This is a genomic window from Hufsiella arboris (assembly GCF_009834875.1).
Lineage (GTDB): Bacteria > Bacteroidota > Bacteroidia > Sphingobacteriales > Sphingobacteriaceae > Hufsiella_A > Hufsiella_A arboris.
The window spans coordinates 523,615-539,447 of record NZ_WVHT01000002.1; the positions used below are offsets into that span (position 1 = coordinate 523,615).

General features: G+C 41.5%; 14 protein-coding genes. 7 read left to right on the top strand and 7 right to left on the bottom strand.

Annotated features, from left to right (window positions below; all coding sequences use genetic code 11):
- Window positions 1-5: 5 nt before the first annotated feature.
- The 4 genes from GS399_RS06045 to GS399_RS06060 all read right to left on the bottom strand — a co-directional run bounded on the left by GS399_RS06045 (window position 6) and on the right by GS399_RS06060 (window position 3,750).
- Window positions 6-1,250 carry a nucleoside permease gene (locus tag GS399_RS06045; protein ID WP_160843695.1) on the bottom strand — a complete coding sequence of 415 codons (1,245 nt, stop codon included), beginning with the start codon at window positions 1,248-1,250 and terminating at the stop codon, window positions 6-8.
- Window positions 1,251-1,348: 98 nt separating this feature from the next.
- Entirely contained in the window at window positions 1,349-1,954 is a 606-nt protein-coding gene (locus tag GS399_RS06050; RefSeq protein ID WP_160843696.1) for a bifunctional nuclease family protein, read from the bottom strand.
- Window positions 1,955-1,999: 45 nt separating this feature from the next.
- Complete coding sequence (locus GS399_RS06055; RefSeq protein WP_160843697.1) at window positions 2,000-2,977, bottom strand: electron transfer flavoprotein subunit alpha/FixB family protein; 978 nt, start codon at window positions 2,975-2,977, stop codon at window positions 2,000-2,002.
- A 35-nt stretch (window positions 2,978-3,012) separates the two neighbouring features.
- Entirely contained in the window at window positions 3,013-3,750 is a 738-nt protein-coding gene (locus tag GS399_RS06060; protein ID WP_160843698.1) for an electron transfer flavoprotein subunit beta/FixA family protein, read from the bottom strand.
- A 45-nt stretch (window positions 3,751-3,795) separates the two neighbouring features.
- Between GS399_RS06060 and GS399_RS06065 the strand changes: the two genes are divergently transcribed.
- Together GS399_RS06065 and chrA are read left to right on the top strand one after the other, a co-directional pair.
- Window positions 3,796-4,131 carry a tetratricopeptide repeat protein gene (locus GS399_RS06065; RefSeq protein ID WP_160843699.1) on the top strand — a complete coding sequence of 112 codons (336 nt, stop codon included), beginning with the start codon at window positions 3,796-3,798 and terminating at the stop codon, window positions 4,129-4,131.
- Complete coding sequence (chrA, locus tag GS399_RS06070; protein ID WP_160843700.1) at window positions 4,131-5,339, top strand: chromate efflux transporter; 1,209 nt, start codon at window positions 4,131-4,133, stop codon at window positions 5,337-5,339. The genes GS399_RS06065 and chrA overlap by 1 nt, the downstream gene beginning before the upstream one ends.
- A gap of 3 nt (window positions 5,340-5,342) precedes the next feature.
- Here the strand turns inward: chrA and dnaB are convergent, their stop codons facing one another.
- Window positions 5,343-6,905, bottom strand: coding sequence for a replicative DNA helicase (gene dnaB, locus GS399_RS06075; protein WP_160843701.1), 1,563 nt, complete (start codon window positions 6,903-6,905; stop codon window positions 5,343-5,345).
- Window positions 6,906-7,159: 254 nt separating this feature from the next.
- Here dnaB and rlmB point away from each other — a divergent pair, with 254 nt between their 5' ends.
- On the top strand, window positions 7,160-7,921 hold the full coding sequence (rlmB, locus tag GS399_RS06080; RefSeq protein WP_237487877.1) for a 23S rRNA (guanosine(2251)-2'-O)-methyltransferase RlmB: 762 nt from the start codon (window positions 7,160-7,162) through the stop codon (window positions 7,919-7,921).
- 109 nt (window positions 7,922-8,030) lie between these two features.
- Here the strand turns inward: rlmB and GS399_RS06085 are convergent, their stop codons facing one another.
- On the bottom strand, window positions 8,031-9,113 hold the full coding sequence (locus GS399_RS06085; RefSeq protein WP_160843702.1) for a mannose-1-phosphate guanylyltransferase: 1,083 nt from the start codon (window positions 9,111-9,113) through the stop codon (window positions 8,031-8,033).
- Between the two features lie 24 nt (window positions 9,114-9,137).
- A complete protein-coding gene (locus GS399_RS06090) occupies window positions 9,138-10,103 on the bottom strand; it encodes a KpsF/GutQ family sugar-phosphate isomerase (RefSeq protein ID WP_160843703.1) in 966 nt (321 codons plus the stop codon).
- A 94-nt stretch (window positions 10,104-10,197) separates the two neighbouring features.
- Between GS399_RS06090 and recQ the strand changes: the two genes are divergently transcribed.
- From recQ to GS399_RS21090, 4 genes are all read left to right on the top strand, one after another.
- Window positions 10,198-12,387, top strand: a complete 2,190-nt coding sequence (gene recQ, locus GS399_RS06095) for a DNA helicase RecQ (RefSeq protein WP_160843704.1) — start codon at window positions 10,198-10,200, stop codon at window positions 12,385-12,387.
- Window positions 12,388-12,389: 2 nt separating this feature from the next.
- A complete protein-coding gene (gene kdsA, locus GS399_RS06100) occupies window positions 12,390-13,187 on the top strand; it encodes a 3-deoxy-8-phosphooctulonate synthase (RefSeq protein WP_160843705.1) in 798 nt (265 codons plus the stop codon).
- Between the two features lie 64 nt (window positions 13,188-13,251).
- Entirely contained in the window at window positions 13,252-14,721 is a 1,470-nt protein-coding gene (gene gatB / locus GS399_RS06105; protein WP_160843706.1) for an Asp-tRNA(Asn)/Glu-tRNA(Gln) amidotransferase subunit GatB, read from the top strand.
- Complete coding sequence (locus GS399_RS21090) at window positions 14,718-15,812, top strand: redoxin domain-containing protein (protein WP_160843707.1); 1,095 nt, start codon at window positions 14,718-14,720, stop codon at window positions 15,810-15,812. The genes gatB and GS399_RS21090 overlap by 4 nt, the downstream gene beginning before the upstream one ends.
- The last annotated feature ends 21 nt before the right edge of the window (window positions 15,813-15,833 follow it).

Consider the following 15,833-nt stretch of genomic DNA (forward strand, 5'->3'; position numbering starts at 1 on the left):
CTCGATTAGTGCGTAAGATTTTCCAGGCTTTCGTATTTCTCGTGTTTGTATTTAAAAATGAAAGGGAAAACAATAGCGAGGACCAACGCATAACCAGCGAATGTAAACCAGATGTTATGCCAGTTGCGCACGCCGTTTTCAGTGAAAAAGTCGACTACCCAACCGCTCAGAATTCCACCGAAAAATGCTCCCAGGCCGTTCGTCATCAGCATGAATAGACCTTGCGCACTTGCGCGGATTTTTGGATCTGCCTCGCGCTCAACAAATAATGAACCCGAAATATTGAAGAAGTCGAATGCCATACCGTAAATGATCATCGACAATACCAGCAAATACAAACCACTTCCCGGATTGCCTATTCCAAATAGTCCGAAGCGCAGAACCCATGCCACGATGCTAAATAGCATAACGTTTTTAATACCAAATTTCTGGAGGAAAAATGGAATGGTCAGGATAAACAAGGTTTCTGATATCTGGGAGATAGATAGGAGCAAATTTGGATGCTGAACCCCGAAAGAATCGGGATAAGTAGTTTTAAAATCGTCAAGAAATGAGCCGCCAAACAGGTTGGTTATCTGCAGAGCTGCTCCTAAAAACATTGAAAAAATGAAAAATATCGCCATCTTCCGGCTTCGGAATAATACAAAAGCATCCAAACCTATTGAAGATGCGAAGCTTTTTGCATCTCCTTCTTTAAGCGGCGGTCTTTTAGGCATGGTAAAGGAATAAAGCCCCAGCAAAAAGGCAGCACCGGCACTTACATAAAGCTGCATCGGGCTTTTCGTGAAGCCTAAAAAATCAACCATCCACATAGCAGCGATAAAACCAACCGTACCCCATACCCGGATCGGTGGAAATGATTTTACGATATCAAGGTTATTCTTCTCTAAGGCATTGTAAGAAACTGTATTTGCCAACGCTATCGTTGGCATGTAAGCCATCGAGTTAAAAAGCATGATTATGTAAAGCGACGGATAATCAGTTACTCGTGACGCTATTAATAACAAAGCAGCGCCGGCAAGATGGCAAAAACCCAGTACTTTTTCAGCATTTATGAAACGGTCGGAAATAATTCCCATTACCGCGGGCATAAACAAAGAAGCAATTCCCATTGTGGCGAAAATACTTCCGACTTCCACTCCCGAAAATTTTAAGGTTACAATCATGTAGCCTCCAAGGGAAATAAGCCACGATCCCCAAACGAAAAATTGCAAAAAGTTTAATAATGTTAGACGAAACTTAACATTCATAAAGAAAAGCTGATAAAGTGAAGGGTGAAGATAAAATTATTTTACAATAAAATACTTTGAGATAGGCGTAAATGCAAGAATTGATAAAAATTGAAAACCTACGAAGATTTTCTACGACTTAGTTCATCACGGATTTTAGCCGCCCGTTCATATGCTTCGTCATGTAAAGCTTGTTTGAGTTTGTCCTTTAGTTCGTCTTCCGACAAGGCGCTGTAGTTCGATGCACCGGGAGCGGGGGTTTCTGCTGTTTCAGCAGACTGCGTGTCAATATTTTCAAGGAACACAAAATCATTGCCTTCTATAACAATACCAGCTGAGGCAAGAATAAATTCGTAGGTATAAATAGGGCATTCAAAGCGCACCGCCAATGCTATCGCATCAGACGTTCGTGCATCAATTTCGGTATTCTTTTTACCGTCATTGCAAACCAGTTTGGCATAAAATATACCGTCCACCAGGTTGTAAATAATGATCTCAACTAAATTTATATGGTATATCTGGGCAAACGATTTAAACAAATCATGAGTTAGCGGACGGCTAGGCGTCATTTTTTCAATCTCGATTGCAATTGCCTGCGCCTCAAAACCGCCAATAATGATCGGGAGCCGGCGACGCCCGTTTACTTCGCCTAAAACCAAGGCGTATGCTCCGGACTGCGTCTGGCTGTATGATAAACCAACTATATCTAACTTGATCTTCTTCATTATTTAAAATTAAATAGCTGAATTTGTCGTTCAGCTATTTAAAAATTACCCTTGTGCTTTATAAGCCTTAACAGCCTCAGTTAATTTTGGAACGATATCAAAAGCATCGCCTACGATCCCATAGTCCGCAACCTTGAAAAATGGCGCTTCAGGATCTTTATTAATTACAACGATTGTTTTTGACGAGCTGACGCCTGCCAAGTGCTGAATGGCACCTGAGATGCCTACTGCTATATACAGGTTTGGACTAATTGCAATACCGGTTTGTCCGACGTGTTCTTCGTGTGGTCTCCAGCCGGCATCAGACACTGGTTTAGAACAAGCTGTAGCAGCACCAAGTGCATCGGCCAGATCTTCAATCATTTTCCAGTTTTCAGGTCCTTTCAAACCGCGTCCGGCAGATACAACAAGCTCGGCATCAGGTAGTGAAATCTTATCCGTAGCGCGAACAATCTCTTTAATAACAGATTTGAAGTCAGAGTCTTTTACAGACGACTCAAAATTTTCAACCGCTGCAGTCGCTCCGGTTTCTTCGACCTTATAACTATTGGGATTTAACGCAATCACTTTTTTTGCTGATGTTATTTCAGTAAATGCAAAAGCCTTGCCGGAAAATGCAGTTCTTTTGACAATAAACTTTCCGTCAGAAACTTCAGGCAAAGCAACAGCCCCGGAAATTAACCCGGCTTGTAACTTAACTGCGATTCGTGGTGCTAAGCCTTTTCCGCTAAATGAATTGGAAAGAACAACAATGTCTGCACTTTCTTTAGCTGCGGCTTCGGCTATTACTGAAGCGTAGGCTTGGTTAACGAAGGTTTTTAACTTATCTGATGTAACATTTAATATTTTGGTAGCGCCGTATTTACCCAATTCGGAAAGCGCCACATCTGCCACGTTCCCAATTGAAATTGCAGCCAAACTTGTGTTTAAGGTTTTTGCTAAGGCAGCGGCGTAAGAAACTACTTCAAACGTCGATTTTTTGAACTGCCCATCGGCATTCTCTACATATACTAATACAGACATTGTTATCTGGGATTATTTAAAAGGTAAATGATTAGTTAAATTACGCGGGCTTCGGAATGCAGAAGCTCCACTAGTTTTTCAGCATCAGTATCCTGAAGCATTTTTACCGCTCCGCGCGGAGCCGGTGTTTCGTAGTTCTTCACAACGGTAAGCGCATCAACAGCTGTTGGCTCAATTACTTGCAATGGTTTGGTTCGGGCAGACATGATACCACGCATATTTGGAATTTTAGGCTCGGCAACGCCTTCAGCGCAACTTGCAACAAGTGGAGTTGGTACAGAAAGGATTTCCTTTCCGCCCTCGATTTCCCGCTCTAATGTAGCATTAGAACCATCCACATCTAATTTTTTTATAATTGAAACCGATGGAATGTCCAGTAGTTCGCCGATCATAGCAGTAACCTGTGATCCGTTATAGTCTATCGATTCTCTACCTGTTAAAATCAAATCGAAAGATTTATCTTTTGCGTAGGCGGCGATCTGGTTAGCCACAAACCATGCATCCTTTGGCTGTGCATTAACTCTTACTGCATCATCAGCTCCAATAGCTAAAGCCTTCCGTATCGTTGGTTCGGTGGACAATTCGCCTATATGAATAAGCGACACAGTACCTTTTCCGCCTTCTGTTAATTCAATTGCTCGTGCAAGGGCAATCTCATCATAGGGATTCAATATAAACTGTACTCCGGCTGCGTTAAATTGCGTATTATTATCTGTAAAGGTTATTTTTGTCGTCGTGTCGGGAACATTGCTGATGCACACCAGAATTTTCATAATCTTTCGTTTTTACAAAAATAGCTAAAAAAGCCACTTTTAAAAATGCACAGAAACCGTTTACAAAAGCTCCTGGAGTTTTATAATAATGAACCCAACGATCCTTTTTTGAAATATGCGCTGGCCACTGAATACCTCCGTCTAAATGAGGCAGATACAGCTTTATCTTACTACCAGGATCTTGTAACTAATCATCCCGGTTATGTTGGTACATATTATCATCTCGGTAAACTATACGAATCGTTAAATCGCCAGAACGATGCGACTAAAACTTACCAGGACGGCATGAAAGCGGCGCGAGCTGCGGCAGATAACCATGCTTATTCTGAATTACTGGCGGCGTATAATTCAGCTATCGGATTAAACTACGAGGATGACTGATGCTAAGCCGCGCTAAAAAGTTTTTTTTCCTGCGTGATGCACTGTTATTCACTTTTACGTCGTTTGGCGGCCCGCAGGCCCACATGGGTATTATGCTTAAGGACTTTGTAAAAAAACGTGCATATATATCGGAACAGGAACTTCTTGAACTCAACGCGTTAACGCAGATATTGCCAGGCCCGTCATCTACGCAGACACTTATCGGGATAGCGTACAAGGTGGGAGGGGTTCCTCTCGCACTAATCACGTTCCTAATCTGGGTTATCCCGTCGGCAGCATTTATGTGTTTTATTGCAGTGAGTTTCAGCCGCTGGAATACAAAGGCTCTTTTCGATCATGTTTTAACTTATGTACAGCCTATTGCAGTTGGAATAGTAGCTTACGCGGCTTATTCATTTGCAAGGGCGGTTTTAAAAACGCCAACTTCCGTCGTTATGGCGGTGGCGGCAATTCTGGTTACACTGATTCTCCGGAATGCCTATGTATTTCCGATATTAATTTTACTCGGCGGCATTATCAGTTCAGCCATTGATACTCCTTCGGGCGAAAATGAAATGAAAGCACAGCTTTTTTCGAACGTAAACAGAAAAAAGCTTTTTTATTTTATCGGGATATTATTGGTGTTTGCAACGTTAGGCGCGCTGATTAATCAAACATCTCCATTCAGTTTACCGATACGTTTATTTGAAAACTTCTACCGAAACGGCATTATCATTTTTGGCGGGGGACAAGTGCTGGTTCCGTTGATGTACACCGAATTCGTTGAAATGAAGCACTATCTGTCGGCTGCCGAATTCTTGTCCGGATACGCTTTTCAGCAAGCGATTCCGGGACCGACGTTTTCGTTTACCTCGTTTGTTGGAAGTATGGCTTTAAAAAACAATGGTTATGGTCTAAGCGGGCAAATATTAGGAAGTGTTGTGGCGATGCTGGGTATTAATCTGCCAGGTTTAATACTCGTTTTGTTTATTGTACCTTTTTGGAACGACCTGAAAAGGATCACCCACATTAAAAATTCATTGTCCGGAATAAACGCTGTTGCAGTTGGTTTTTACTTTGCGGCGTTTTTGTTCCTCTTAAAAACGCCAGCCATCAACTTATTGACTGTCAGTTTAATTGCCGGCACTTTTCTAATTCTTTACTTCACTAAAATCAGAACTCCGTTTTTAATAATTGCCGGAATTCTGCTCGGTTTGCTCATTAAGTGATTATCAGAAAGGCGGCTCTTCATCAATGTCGTCCATTCTGGATGGCCTGATGATAAAGTTATTCGGTTTTTCAAAGTCTGTTGATGGAGCCATCCCTGCAAACGGATCAGCGCTAAAAGAAGATGGTGCGGAAAAATCTTCCTGTAAATCCTGGAATTTCACGTATTTACCAACGAAGTTCAACCGGACTTTTCCGGTTTCTCCGTTACGGTGTTTAGCGATGATAACTTCACCAACACCGGTTGTAGGCATTCCGTCTTCATCTTCAGTAAGGCCGTAATATTCAGGACGGTAAAGAAACAATACCATATCAGCGTCCTGCTCAATAGATCCGGATTCACGAAGGTCACTTAACATTGGCCGCTTATCACCGCCGCGTGTTTCTACCGCCCGGCTTAACTGTGACAGCGCGATAACGGGGACGTTTAACTCTTTTGCTACGGATTTTAAAGCCCGTGATATACTACCGATCTCCTGTTCACGGTTCCCGCCTTTGGAATCTCCCTTACCATGCATCAGCTGCAGGTAGTCAATAATGATCATTTGGATATCATACTGAGCTTTTAAACGACGGCATTTTGCGCGAAACTCAAAAATATTTAACGCGGGTGTGTCATCGATAAAAAGAGGTGCTTCCGTTAATTTTCCAATTTTTGAATGCAGTTGAGCCCATTCCCATTCGGCAAGATTTCCTTTACGAAGTTTTTCCTGTTCGATTTCTGTTTCTCCAGATATCAGACGATTGACAAGCTGAACAGAGGACATTTCCAGTGAGAACACTACTACCGGTTTGCTAAACTGAACGGCCGCATTCCGGGCGCAGCTAAGTACGAACGCCGTTTTACCCATCGCCGGCCGGGCAGCGATAATTACAAGGTCGGAAGCCTGCCAGCCCGAGGTCATCCGGTCAAGCTGCGTAAAGCCAGAAGGCACACCAGTCAAACCGTCAACTTTATCTTTTAATTTTTCAAGTGATTCCAATGATTCGCGAACGATATCGTCCATTTTCCGTGAATCCCTGCGAAGATTATTTTGTGCGATATCAAACAGATTTTTTTCGGCCATGTCAAGCAAGTCGAATATGTCTGTGGTATCTTCGTAGGCGTTGTTAATGATTTCAGTTGAAATACGGATGAGTTCACGCTGAATATATTTCTGTGAAATAATCCGGGCGTGATATTCGATGTTCGCAGCCGACACAACCCGGTTGGTCAGCTCGGTGATATAATATGCACCGCCGATCATTTCCAGATCGCCTTGCTGGCGTAACTGTGAGGTAACAGTTAATATATCTATCGGCGACGATTTTTGAAAAAGTACACCGATTGCTTCAAAGATTTTCTGATGACTGTCTTTATAAAAAACTTCGGGCTTCAAAATGTCAATAACTGCCGAAAGTGCATCCTTTTCAAGCATCAGTGCGCCGAGAACAGCCTCTTCCAAATCAACAGCTTGCGGAGGAAGTTTTCCTAAACCACTTACCATGTTATTGAGGCGCGTACGACGCTCCGTTCCGGAAGCAGATCTTTTGCTGCGACCGAAATCATTTTCATTTTCTAAACTCATCACTGCAAATGTAATTAATTACCATCTAGCCTTTGTGAACAGCGAGCTTTTTACACTTTTTCTTTCTGATCAAATGACCCGTTTATATTCACATCGAAATGTTGATAAGTTGTTAACTTATCATATTATCAGCGAATTTGCAGTTCTTTGAAGTTGTTAAAAACTTTCCGTGTTGTTAGAAAATGCAGCTGACGTTTTTCTGACAATCAGTTTTTCCCGAAATATTGAATATTTTCGTACTAAAATTTTTACTAATGAACACTAAGCCTCCTTTTGAAAAGCGGGAATCAAACCAAATGGTATTCGGAATCCGCGCAGTTATCGAAGCAATAAAAAGCGGAAAGGAGCTGGAATCAATTTTCGTTCAGCGAAGTTTAAGCGGTGGCTTATTTTTGGAGTTGAGACAACTTTTAAAAGAACATGAATTACCTCATCAAGCGGTTCCTATCGAAAAGTTAAATAGGCTTACCGCTAAAAATCACCAGGGTGTTGTGGCTTTTATTTCGCCTATTATTTATCAAAAAATAGAGGATATCATCCCGCAGATCTATGAAAAAGGGGAGACGCCGTTAATCCTGATGCTCGATGGTGTTACTGACGTACGAAACTTCGGCGCAATTGCCCGAACCGCCGAGTGCGCGGGAGTTCATGCTATTGTGGTTCCTTCGAAAGGATCGGCACAAGTTAATCCCGACGCGATTAAGACCTCAGCGGGCGCTCTTTATAAAATTCCCGTTTGCCGCCACGAAAATTTACAAAAAACAGCTCGCTTTTTACAGGAGTCAGGCCTTCAGCTTGTTGCATGCACAGAGAAAACGAACGACTATCTATACTCGCCCGATTATACTATGCCCAGCGTGATTATTATGGGATCTGAAGAAAGCGGAATTTCAAACGAGCTTATTCGGATTGCAGATCATCTGGCAAAGATCCCTATGGCTGGCGAAATAGAATCGCTGAATGTTTCGGTTTCAGCGGGCGTTATTATTTACGAAGCGGTGCGGCAGCGAATGTAATCTTGATAATAAAGAGGAGGAAATGTCGAATGGAAAATAGAGAATGGTAAGTGTCGAGAATATTTTCACCTCCATTTTCTATTTCCCATTTCCCAGATGCTTTGTGGGGTTAGATATAATCCGTTCCGAATTTCGATTTTACATCGGCAACAACTTGCTTAACATTTTGCTCTTTGTCACGCGGGCAGATGAGCAGGGTATTATTTGATTCAACTACGATAAAATCATGCAAACCCTGCAGAATTACCAGTTTACCGGCGGGCACGTTGACCATACAATTTGACGAATCATACATAACTACTTTCTCGGAAGGAATAACAGCATTCCCTACATAGTCTTTCTCGGCAAGTGCATAAATAGAAGCCCATGTTCCAAGGTCAGACCACCCGAAATCCGTAGGAAGCACATAAACGTTATCAGCCTTTTCCATAATTCCATAGTCGATGGAAATGTTGGTACACTGGTAATAGGCATTCTGTATGAAGTTCTGCTCGTTATCTGAATTATAATGAGGAGTTCCATCTTTGAAAATCTCATTTATCTCGGGCAAATGCTTGTCAAATGCATTTAATATAGACTTTGCAGACCAAACGAATATTCCGGCATTCCACAGGAAATCGCCGCTTTGCACGAATGTTTTTGCAAGCTCCAGGTTTGGTTTTTCAGTAAACGTTTTTACTTTATAAAAATCATTTTCCAGAACCTGGGAATTATATTGTATATAGCCGTAACCGGTATCCGGCCGGGAAGGTTTTATTCCGAGCGTTACCAGGCAATCATGCTCCGAAACGGTTTTAAGTGAATTATTTATATCCTGGACAAATCTTTCCTGGTCAAGAATCAGGTGATCGGATGGCGCAACAACAATAGCCGCTTCCGGATTCATAGACGAAATTTTATGTGACGCGTAAGCAATACAAGGAGCCGTATTACGCATAACAGGCTCAGCGAGAATTTGCTGATCGCTTATGTCAGGAAGCTGTTCTTTAATGATATTGGAGTAAATCTCGTTGGTAACTATATAAATGTTTTCCTTAGGGACAATTTTCAAAAACCGGTCGTAAGTGCTTTGGATTAACGTTTTTCCGGTTCCAAGAATATCGATAAATTGTTTGGGATGTGAGGTGCGACTGATCGGCCAAAAGCGGCTGCCGATACCGCCAGCCATAATGATTGCATAATTGTTGTCCATGTAAATGTTAAATCTCGTTGGAATTTATATTAAACCTTCTTTAAGTAAGTCGTGCAGATGAACGATACCTTCATATTTTTCACCATCTACTACCAATAACTGGGCAATATTGTTTTTGCGCATAATATCGAAAGCACCCGCCGCAAGTTCGTTTTTACTGATCATTCGCGGATTACGGCCCATTATATCTTCAGCACGAAGGCCCTGCAAGTTATCATATTTTTCAATCATTCGCCGTATGTCGCCATCGGTAATTATGCCACAAATTTTATCACAGTCCAATACGGCAACAGCGCCAACACTGCTTTTTGTGATCTCAACTATAACTTCTTTTACCGATGTGTTTTTGTCGACCTGTGGTTTTCCATGGTTAACTGATAAGTCGTATACTTTAAGATATAATTTTTTGCCAAGCGTGCCGCCCGGGTGATATTTGGCAAAATCACGACTACTAAACTCTCTGCACTCAATTAACGATACTGCAAGTGCATCACCCATTGCAAGTTGAGCAGTAGTGCTTGTAGTAGGAGCAAGATTGTGCGGGCAAGCTTCAACTGTCACTGTAGTATCAAGCAGGTAATCGCTTTGTAAAGCGAGGTAAGATTTGGTATCTCCAGTCATACCAATGAGCATGGTACCGGCAAGCTTTAAAAATGGGATCAAAACTTTTATTTCAGGTGTGTTTCCGCTTTTCGAAATGCAGATAACTATATCATCTTTTTGTATGATTCCAAGGTCGCCGTGAATGGCGTCGCCGGCATGCATATAAACTGAAGGTGTTCCGGTTGAATTTAAGGTTGCGACGATTTTCTGCGCGATAATCGCACTTTTCCCGACTCCTGTAATAACCACACGCCCATTGCTTCGCAGTATTGTTTGTACGATCACTGAAAAGTCATTTTTCAGACGCTCAGCGAGATTCAAAATCGCTTCGGCTTCTATTTTAAGCGTCTTACGCGCGATCTCAAGTATTTCATCGTTATTCTTCAAGCAGAATTTTTTTATAGATAAGTAAGAATTTTCGGCAAAAATATGTTATTTTGAAGTTTATTAATTATTCCTCTCTTAATTTTCTCGGTTTGTGATGGAGATAAAAAAGTCGTTATTCGACAACTTACAAAACTTTTTTGGTTTTGATAACTTCAAAGGGGAACAGGAAGCTATCATAACTAACATACTTCAACGAAAAGATACATTTGTTATAATGCCTACCGGTGGCGGCAAATCTATTTGCTACCAGTTGCCGGCTTTAATGAGCGAAGGCACAGCTATTGTCATATCACCTCTTATTGCTTTAATGAAAAATCAGGTGGATCAGCTCCGCGCCTTTGGCGGCACTGATAGCATCGCACACTTTCTAAATTCATCTTTAAATAAAACGGACACAGCTAAGGTTAAGCAAGATGTATTAAGCGGTGAAACTAAACTGCTTTATGTAGCTCCGGAATCGTTGACCAAGCAGGAAAATATTGATTTTCTACGACTTATTAAGGTATCATTCGTGGCTGTTGATGAGGCCCACTGTATTTCAGAATGGGGACATGATTTCCGTCCGGAATATCGTAAGATCCGGCAGGTGATTAACAATATTGGCGAAAACATACCGATTATAGCACTTACGGCAACAGCAACGCCTAAGGTTCAGCAGGATATTCAAAAGAACCTGCAAATGACCGATGCTACATTGTTTAAATCGTCATTTAACAGGCCAAACTTATTTTACGACGTACGCGCTAAAAAGAACGTGCTGAAAGAAATCGTAAAATTTATTAAAGGCAATACCGGTAAATCCGGAATTATTTACTGCTTAAGCCGTAAAAAGGTGGAAGAAGTTGCTGAAGTTCTGAGTCTGAACGGTATCAAGGCATTGCCATATCACGCAGGATTGGATGCAAAAATGCGGGCCGATACACAAGATAAATTCCTTATGGAAGATGTTGATGTTATCGTAGCAACAATCGCCTTCGGGATGGGAATTGATAAACCCGATGTCAGGTATGTGATTCATCATGACATACCAAAAAGCATGGAAGGGTATTACCAGGAAACAGGCCGTGCCGGCCGCGATGGCGGAGAAGGGTATTGCCTGGCTTTTTATTCTGAAAAAGATATTGAAAAGTTAACCAAGTTCATGAAGGATAAACCTGTTTCGGAACGCGAAATAGGAACGCAAATTCTTAAAGAGGTTATTGATTACTCTGAATCAGCAGTTTGCCGCCGTAAGCAAATCCTTCATTATTTTGGCGAAAATTTTAACGAAGCGGGCTGTAATGGGATGTGCGATAACAGCGCCCACCAGAAAACTTACTTTGACGCTACTGAAAAACTGCAATGTACGCTCAGATTAATTGAGCAGCTTGGAGAAAAATTTGACGACCAGCATATCATCAATATTATGATGGGCGTTGAAAATTCTCAAATAACTTCATACGAACACAATAAACTTCCAGAGTTTTGCAGCGGTAAAGCGGATGGCGAGATCCTTTGGAAATCGTTGTTACGCCAGGCTTTGCTGGACAATTATTTAATAAAGGACACGGACAGCTACGGCCTGTTAAGGCTTTCTAAATCCGGTAGATCATTTATTGAAGCGCCTCACACCGTAAAATTCATCATGAACAGGCCAATGGAAGCTGCAGATGATGACAGTGATGAAAACGCGCCGTCGGCGACAAGTTCGCTTGATACACAGCTTCTGCAGATGCTTAAGGATCTTCGCAAGAAAATCTCCAAACAAAAAAACCTTCCGCCATTCGTTATTTTCCAGGATCCTTCTTTGGAGGAAATGTGCAACCATTACCCTGTTACAATAGATGAACTGAAACAAATTCAGGGCGTAGGTGCCGGTAAAGCATTGAAATTCGGCGCTCCTTTTATTGAGCTCATCAAAAAATACGTCGAAGAAAATGATATTGACCGGCCGGTCGACCTAGTGATCAAAAGCCAGGCAAATAAATCTGCATTGAAAGTATCTATCATTCAAAATATCGATCGCCAGATCGCATTGGAAGATATAGCTTCTTCAAAAGGGATCACTTATGAAGATATCATTCGTGAAGTTGAATCAATTGTTAATTCGGGTACAAAGTTGAATCTCAATTATTACATCGACGAAATGATTGACGAAGATCGCCAGGACGAAGTATTTGATTACTTCCGTGGATCAGAGCAGGATTCGATCGATATAGCTTTAAAAGAACTCGGAAGTGATGATTATACACGTGAAGAAATTCAATTAATGCGCATTAAATTTTTATCCGAGTTAGGAAATTAAATATGATCCAGTTACTAAATCCAGATGGAAATTTTTTCCTGATGGCCGGTCCTTGTGCTATTGAAAGTGAAGAGATAGCTTTGCAAATCGCTGAAAAAATCACCGGAATTACGTCAAGGCTCAATATTCCATATATCTTCAAAGGTTCCTACCGCAAGGCCAATCGTTCAAAAGGAAGTTCATTTACTGGAATTGGCGACGAGAAAGCCCTTAAGATACTCGCAAAAGTGAAAAGCGAATTCGGGGTTCCAACGGTAACGGACATTCACGAAAGCCATGAAGCGGCGATGGCCGCCGAATATGTAGACGTTTTACAAATACCTGCATTTCTGTGCCGTCAAACAGATTTGCTGATTGCTGCCGCTAAAACGGGAAAGGTCGTCAATGTTAAAAAAGGACAATTTTTATCAGCCGGATCTATGATCCATGCGGTCGATAAAATCAAAGAGTCCGGCAATGATCAGGTTATCCTCACCGACCGGGGAAACACTTTTGGCTACCAGGATTTGATTGTCGACTATCGTGGAATTCCCGAAATGCGCGCATTTGGCGTTCCTGTAGTAATGGATTGTACGCACTCTCTTCAGCAGCCTAACCAGGCAAGCGGCGTAACCGGTGGCAAGCCGGAGTTAATCGAAACAATTGCAAAAGCGGCTATTGCAGTAGGGGCGGATGGCCTGTTTATCGAAACACATCCCGATCCGAAATGCGCAAAATCTGATGGAGCAAATATGCTTCATCTCGACCTGCTGGAGGACTTGCTGGTAAAGTTGGTGCGTATCCGTGACGCGGTAAGGTAAGCCCGAATATTAGCAAATCCCATTTAAATACTATATTTGGCGCATACACTCTTTTGCCATTTAAATGAAGGATAACGAAAGCGTTTTAAGCAAGTACGAACTGGTTGTCGGATTGGAAATACATGTTCAGCTTTCAACGAATACCAAAATATTCTCTTATGATTCTGCTGCGTATGGAGCTGATCCAAATGAAAATACCAGTATAATCTCACTTGGCCTGCCTGGAACTTTGCCAAAGCTTAATAAAAAAGTTGTTGAGTACGCGGTTAAAATGGGACTTGCAACAAACTGTTCCATAACCCGCAATAACCGGTTTGACAGAAAAAACTATTTCTATGCCGATCTTCCCAAAGGCTACCAGGTAACTCAGGATGAGGCGCCAATCTGCAAAGAAGGTTATATCTTAATTAATATTAAGGGTCAGGAACCTGTTAAAGTACGAATCAACCGCATCCACATGGAAGAAGATGCAGGAAAAAGTATGCACGACAAAGACGATCATTATTCATTGATAGATCTGAACCGTGCAGGAGTTCCATTGATCGAAATCGTATCAGAACCTGATATCCGCACGCCGGAACAAGCTGCCGCTTACTTTTCTGAAATCCGAAAAATCGCCATGTATCTTGATATATGCGATGGTAATATGGAAGAAGGCAGCATGCGTTGCGATGCAAATATTTCTGTTCGGTTAAAAGGAGATGAAAAATTCGGAAATCGTTGCGAAGTTAAAAATCTCAACTCCGTTCGTAATCTTCAGCGTGCGATCAGTTACGAATTTAAACGCCAGGTTGGCTTGCTGGAAGATGGAGAATACATCGGTCAGAACACCCTGAATTTTGACGCTGGTACTGGCACAACATCTGTATTACGGTCGAAAGAAATGGCCTACGATTACCGTTATTTTCCGGAGCCTGATCTGCAGCCTCTTGAACTTTCGGCGGAATGGATTGAAGGTATAAGAAAAGCGTTGCCGGAGTTACCGGAAGCCAGAAGCCAGAGATATCAAACAGCAAACAACTTATCAGCGTATGACTCGGGTATTTTAAGCAACGATAAACAGGTTGCCGATTTTTTTGATGAAGTTATTTTGCATACGAAAAATCAAAAAGCCGCTGCAAACTGGATTTTAGGACCGATACTTTCTTATGTAAACGAACATAGTTCCGAAAGTTTTGCTGTTCCCGTAAAGGCTGACAAGATTGCCGAGATGATAAGTCTGGTCGACGATGGCAAAATCAACAATTCAGCCGCTACACAGCAGTTATTTCCTGCGCTCATCCAAAATCCGGATGCGAGCGTTCAGCAATTAGCTGAAAAAATGAATTTGCTGATCGATACGAATACCGACGAGCTTGTGAAATTTATTGATGAGGCGATAGCGCTTTATCCCGATAAAGTTGCTGAATTTAATAAGGGTAAAAAAGGGGTTTTAGGGTTGTTTATGGGTGAAGTAATGAAACTCAGCAAGGGCAAAATCGACCCCAAGCAAGCCAATAAATTAGTTATAGAAAAATTAGAGTCATTCAAGTGAAAAAATACTTAGCAATTGTTGCTGCCATCTGTGTGTTAAACGCGTGTAAAAATAAAGACCAATTTGTAATTAACGGTCAGGTTGAAAATTCAGGAAAACTCAAAAAAGTTTTATTGTATGAAAACGACCAGGTTATCGATTCCGCTTTCTTAAACGAGAGCAATGAATTTAGATTCAAACGCGTTTCCGAAGAGCCTAATTTTTATACAATAGGCCTTGGAGAAAAGAATTTCCTTGTTATTGCCCGCAACGGCGATGAGCTGGATTTTAAAACCAATCTCGCTGATTCTACAAACAAATACGAAATAAAAGGCTCGGACGATTCGGAAAAGCTGCGTGAGTTTAATACGATCAGCAATAAATATGGAAAAGTATATTTCGATATACAAAATGAGTACAACAAACTAACAGAACAAAATCCAAATTCTAAAGACTCGATTTATAGCGTTCTTATGCCGAAGTTTCAAAAGAACATGGAGGCATTTTCAAAAGAAACGATCAGTTTCAGCGAAAAAAACAAAGATAATCTCGCCGGATTTTACGCTATTGGTACCGTTGATCAGATAAAATTTGAACCGGAGCTTATCAAATATGCCGATGATATAAAAACAAAATTTCCGCATAATAAAGCTGTTCAAGCCTTTGTCGATCACATGATGGAAGTAAAACCCGTATCGATCGGTCAGAAAGCACCTGGATTTAAACTAAATGATCCTAACGGGAAACCGGTAGATCTTGATAGTTATAAAGGCAAATATGTTCTGGTTGACTTTTGGGCCTCCTGGTGTGCGCCATGCCGCCAGGCTAATCCGCATGTAGTAGCGGCTTATAATGAGTTTAAAAGCAAAAATTTTACCGTTCTTGGCATATCACTCGACAAGAACAAGGAAGCCTGGCTCAAGGCAATTAAAGATGACGGCCTCAGTTGGCAACATGTTTCAGAGTTAAAAGAATGGGACAGTGAGATTGCCAAAACCTATAAAGTGGACGCCATTCCCGCATCTTTCCTTCTCGATCCGCAGGGAGTTATCGTCGCCAAAAACTTAAGAGATGAGGAACTTAAAGAATTCTTAAATAAAACTTTGAAATAAACTGACTAAATTGTTAACTAA

Coding starts and splice junctions, on each gene's coding strand:
- GS399_RS06045 (WP_160843695.1), bottom strand. CDS start 1,250: ATGAATGTTAAGTTTCGTCTAACATTATTAAACTTTTTGCAATTTTTC.
- GS399_RS06050 (WP_160843696.1), bottom strand. CDS start 1,954: ATGAAGAAGATCAAGTTAGATATAGTTGGTTTATCATACAGCCAGACG.
- GS399_RS06055 (WP_160843697.1), bottom strand. CDS start 2,977: ATGTCTGTATTAGTATATGTAGAGAATGCCGATGGGCAGTTCAAAAAA.
- GS399_RS06060 (WP_160843698.1), bottom strand. CDS start 3,750: ATGAAAATTCTGGTGTGCATCAGCAATGTTCCCGACACGACGACAAAA.
- GS399_RS06065 (WP_160843699.1), top strand. CDS start 3,796: ATGCACAGAAACCGTTTACAAAAGCTCCTGGAGTTTTATAATAATGAA.
- chrA (WP_160843700.1), top strand. CDS start 4,131: ATGCTAAGCCGCGCTAAAAAGTTTTTTTTCCTGCGTGATGCACTGTTA.
- dnaB (WP_160843701.1), bottom strand. CDS start 6,905: ATGAGTTTAGAAAATGAAAATGATTTCGGTCGCAGCAAAAGATCTGCT.
- rlmB (WP_237487877.1), top strand. CDS start 7,160: ATGAACACTAAGCCTCCTTTTGAAAAGCGGGAATCAAACCAAATGGTA.
- GS399_RS06085 (WP_160843702.1), bottom strand. CDS start 9,113: ATGGACAACAATTATGCAATCATTATGGCTGGCGGTATCGGCAGCCGC.
- recQ (WP_160843704.1), top strand. CDS start 10,198: ATGGAGATAAAAAAGTCGTTATTCGACAACTTACAAAACTTTTTTGGT.
- kdsA (WP_160843705.1), top strand. CDS start 12,390: ATGATCCAGTTACTAAATCCAGATGGAAATTTTTTCCTGATGGCCGGT.
- gatB (WP_160843706.1), top strand. CDS start 13,252: ATGAAGGATAACGAAAGCGTTTTAAGCAAGTACGAACTGGTTGTCGGA.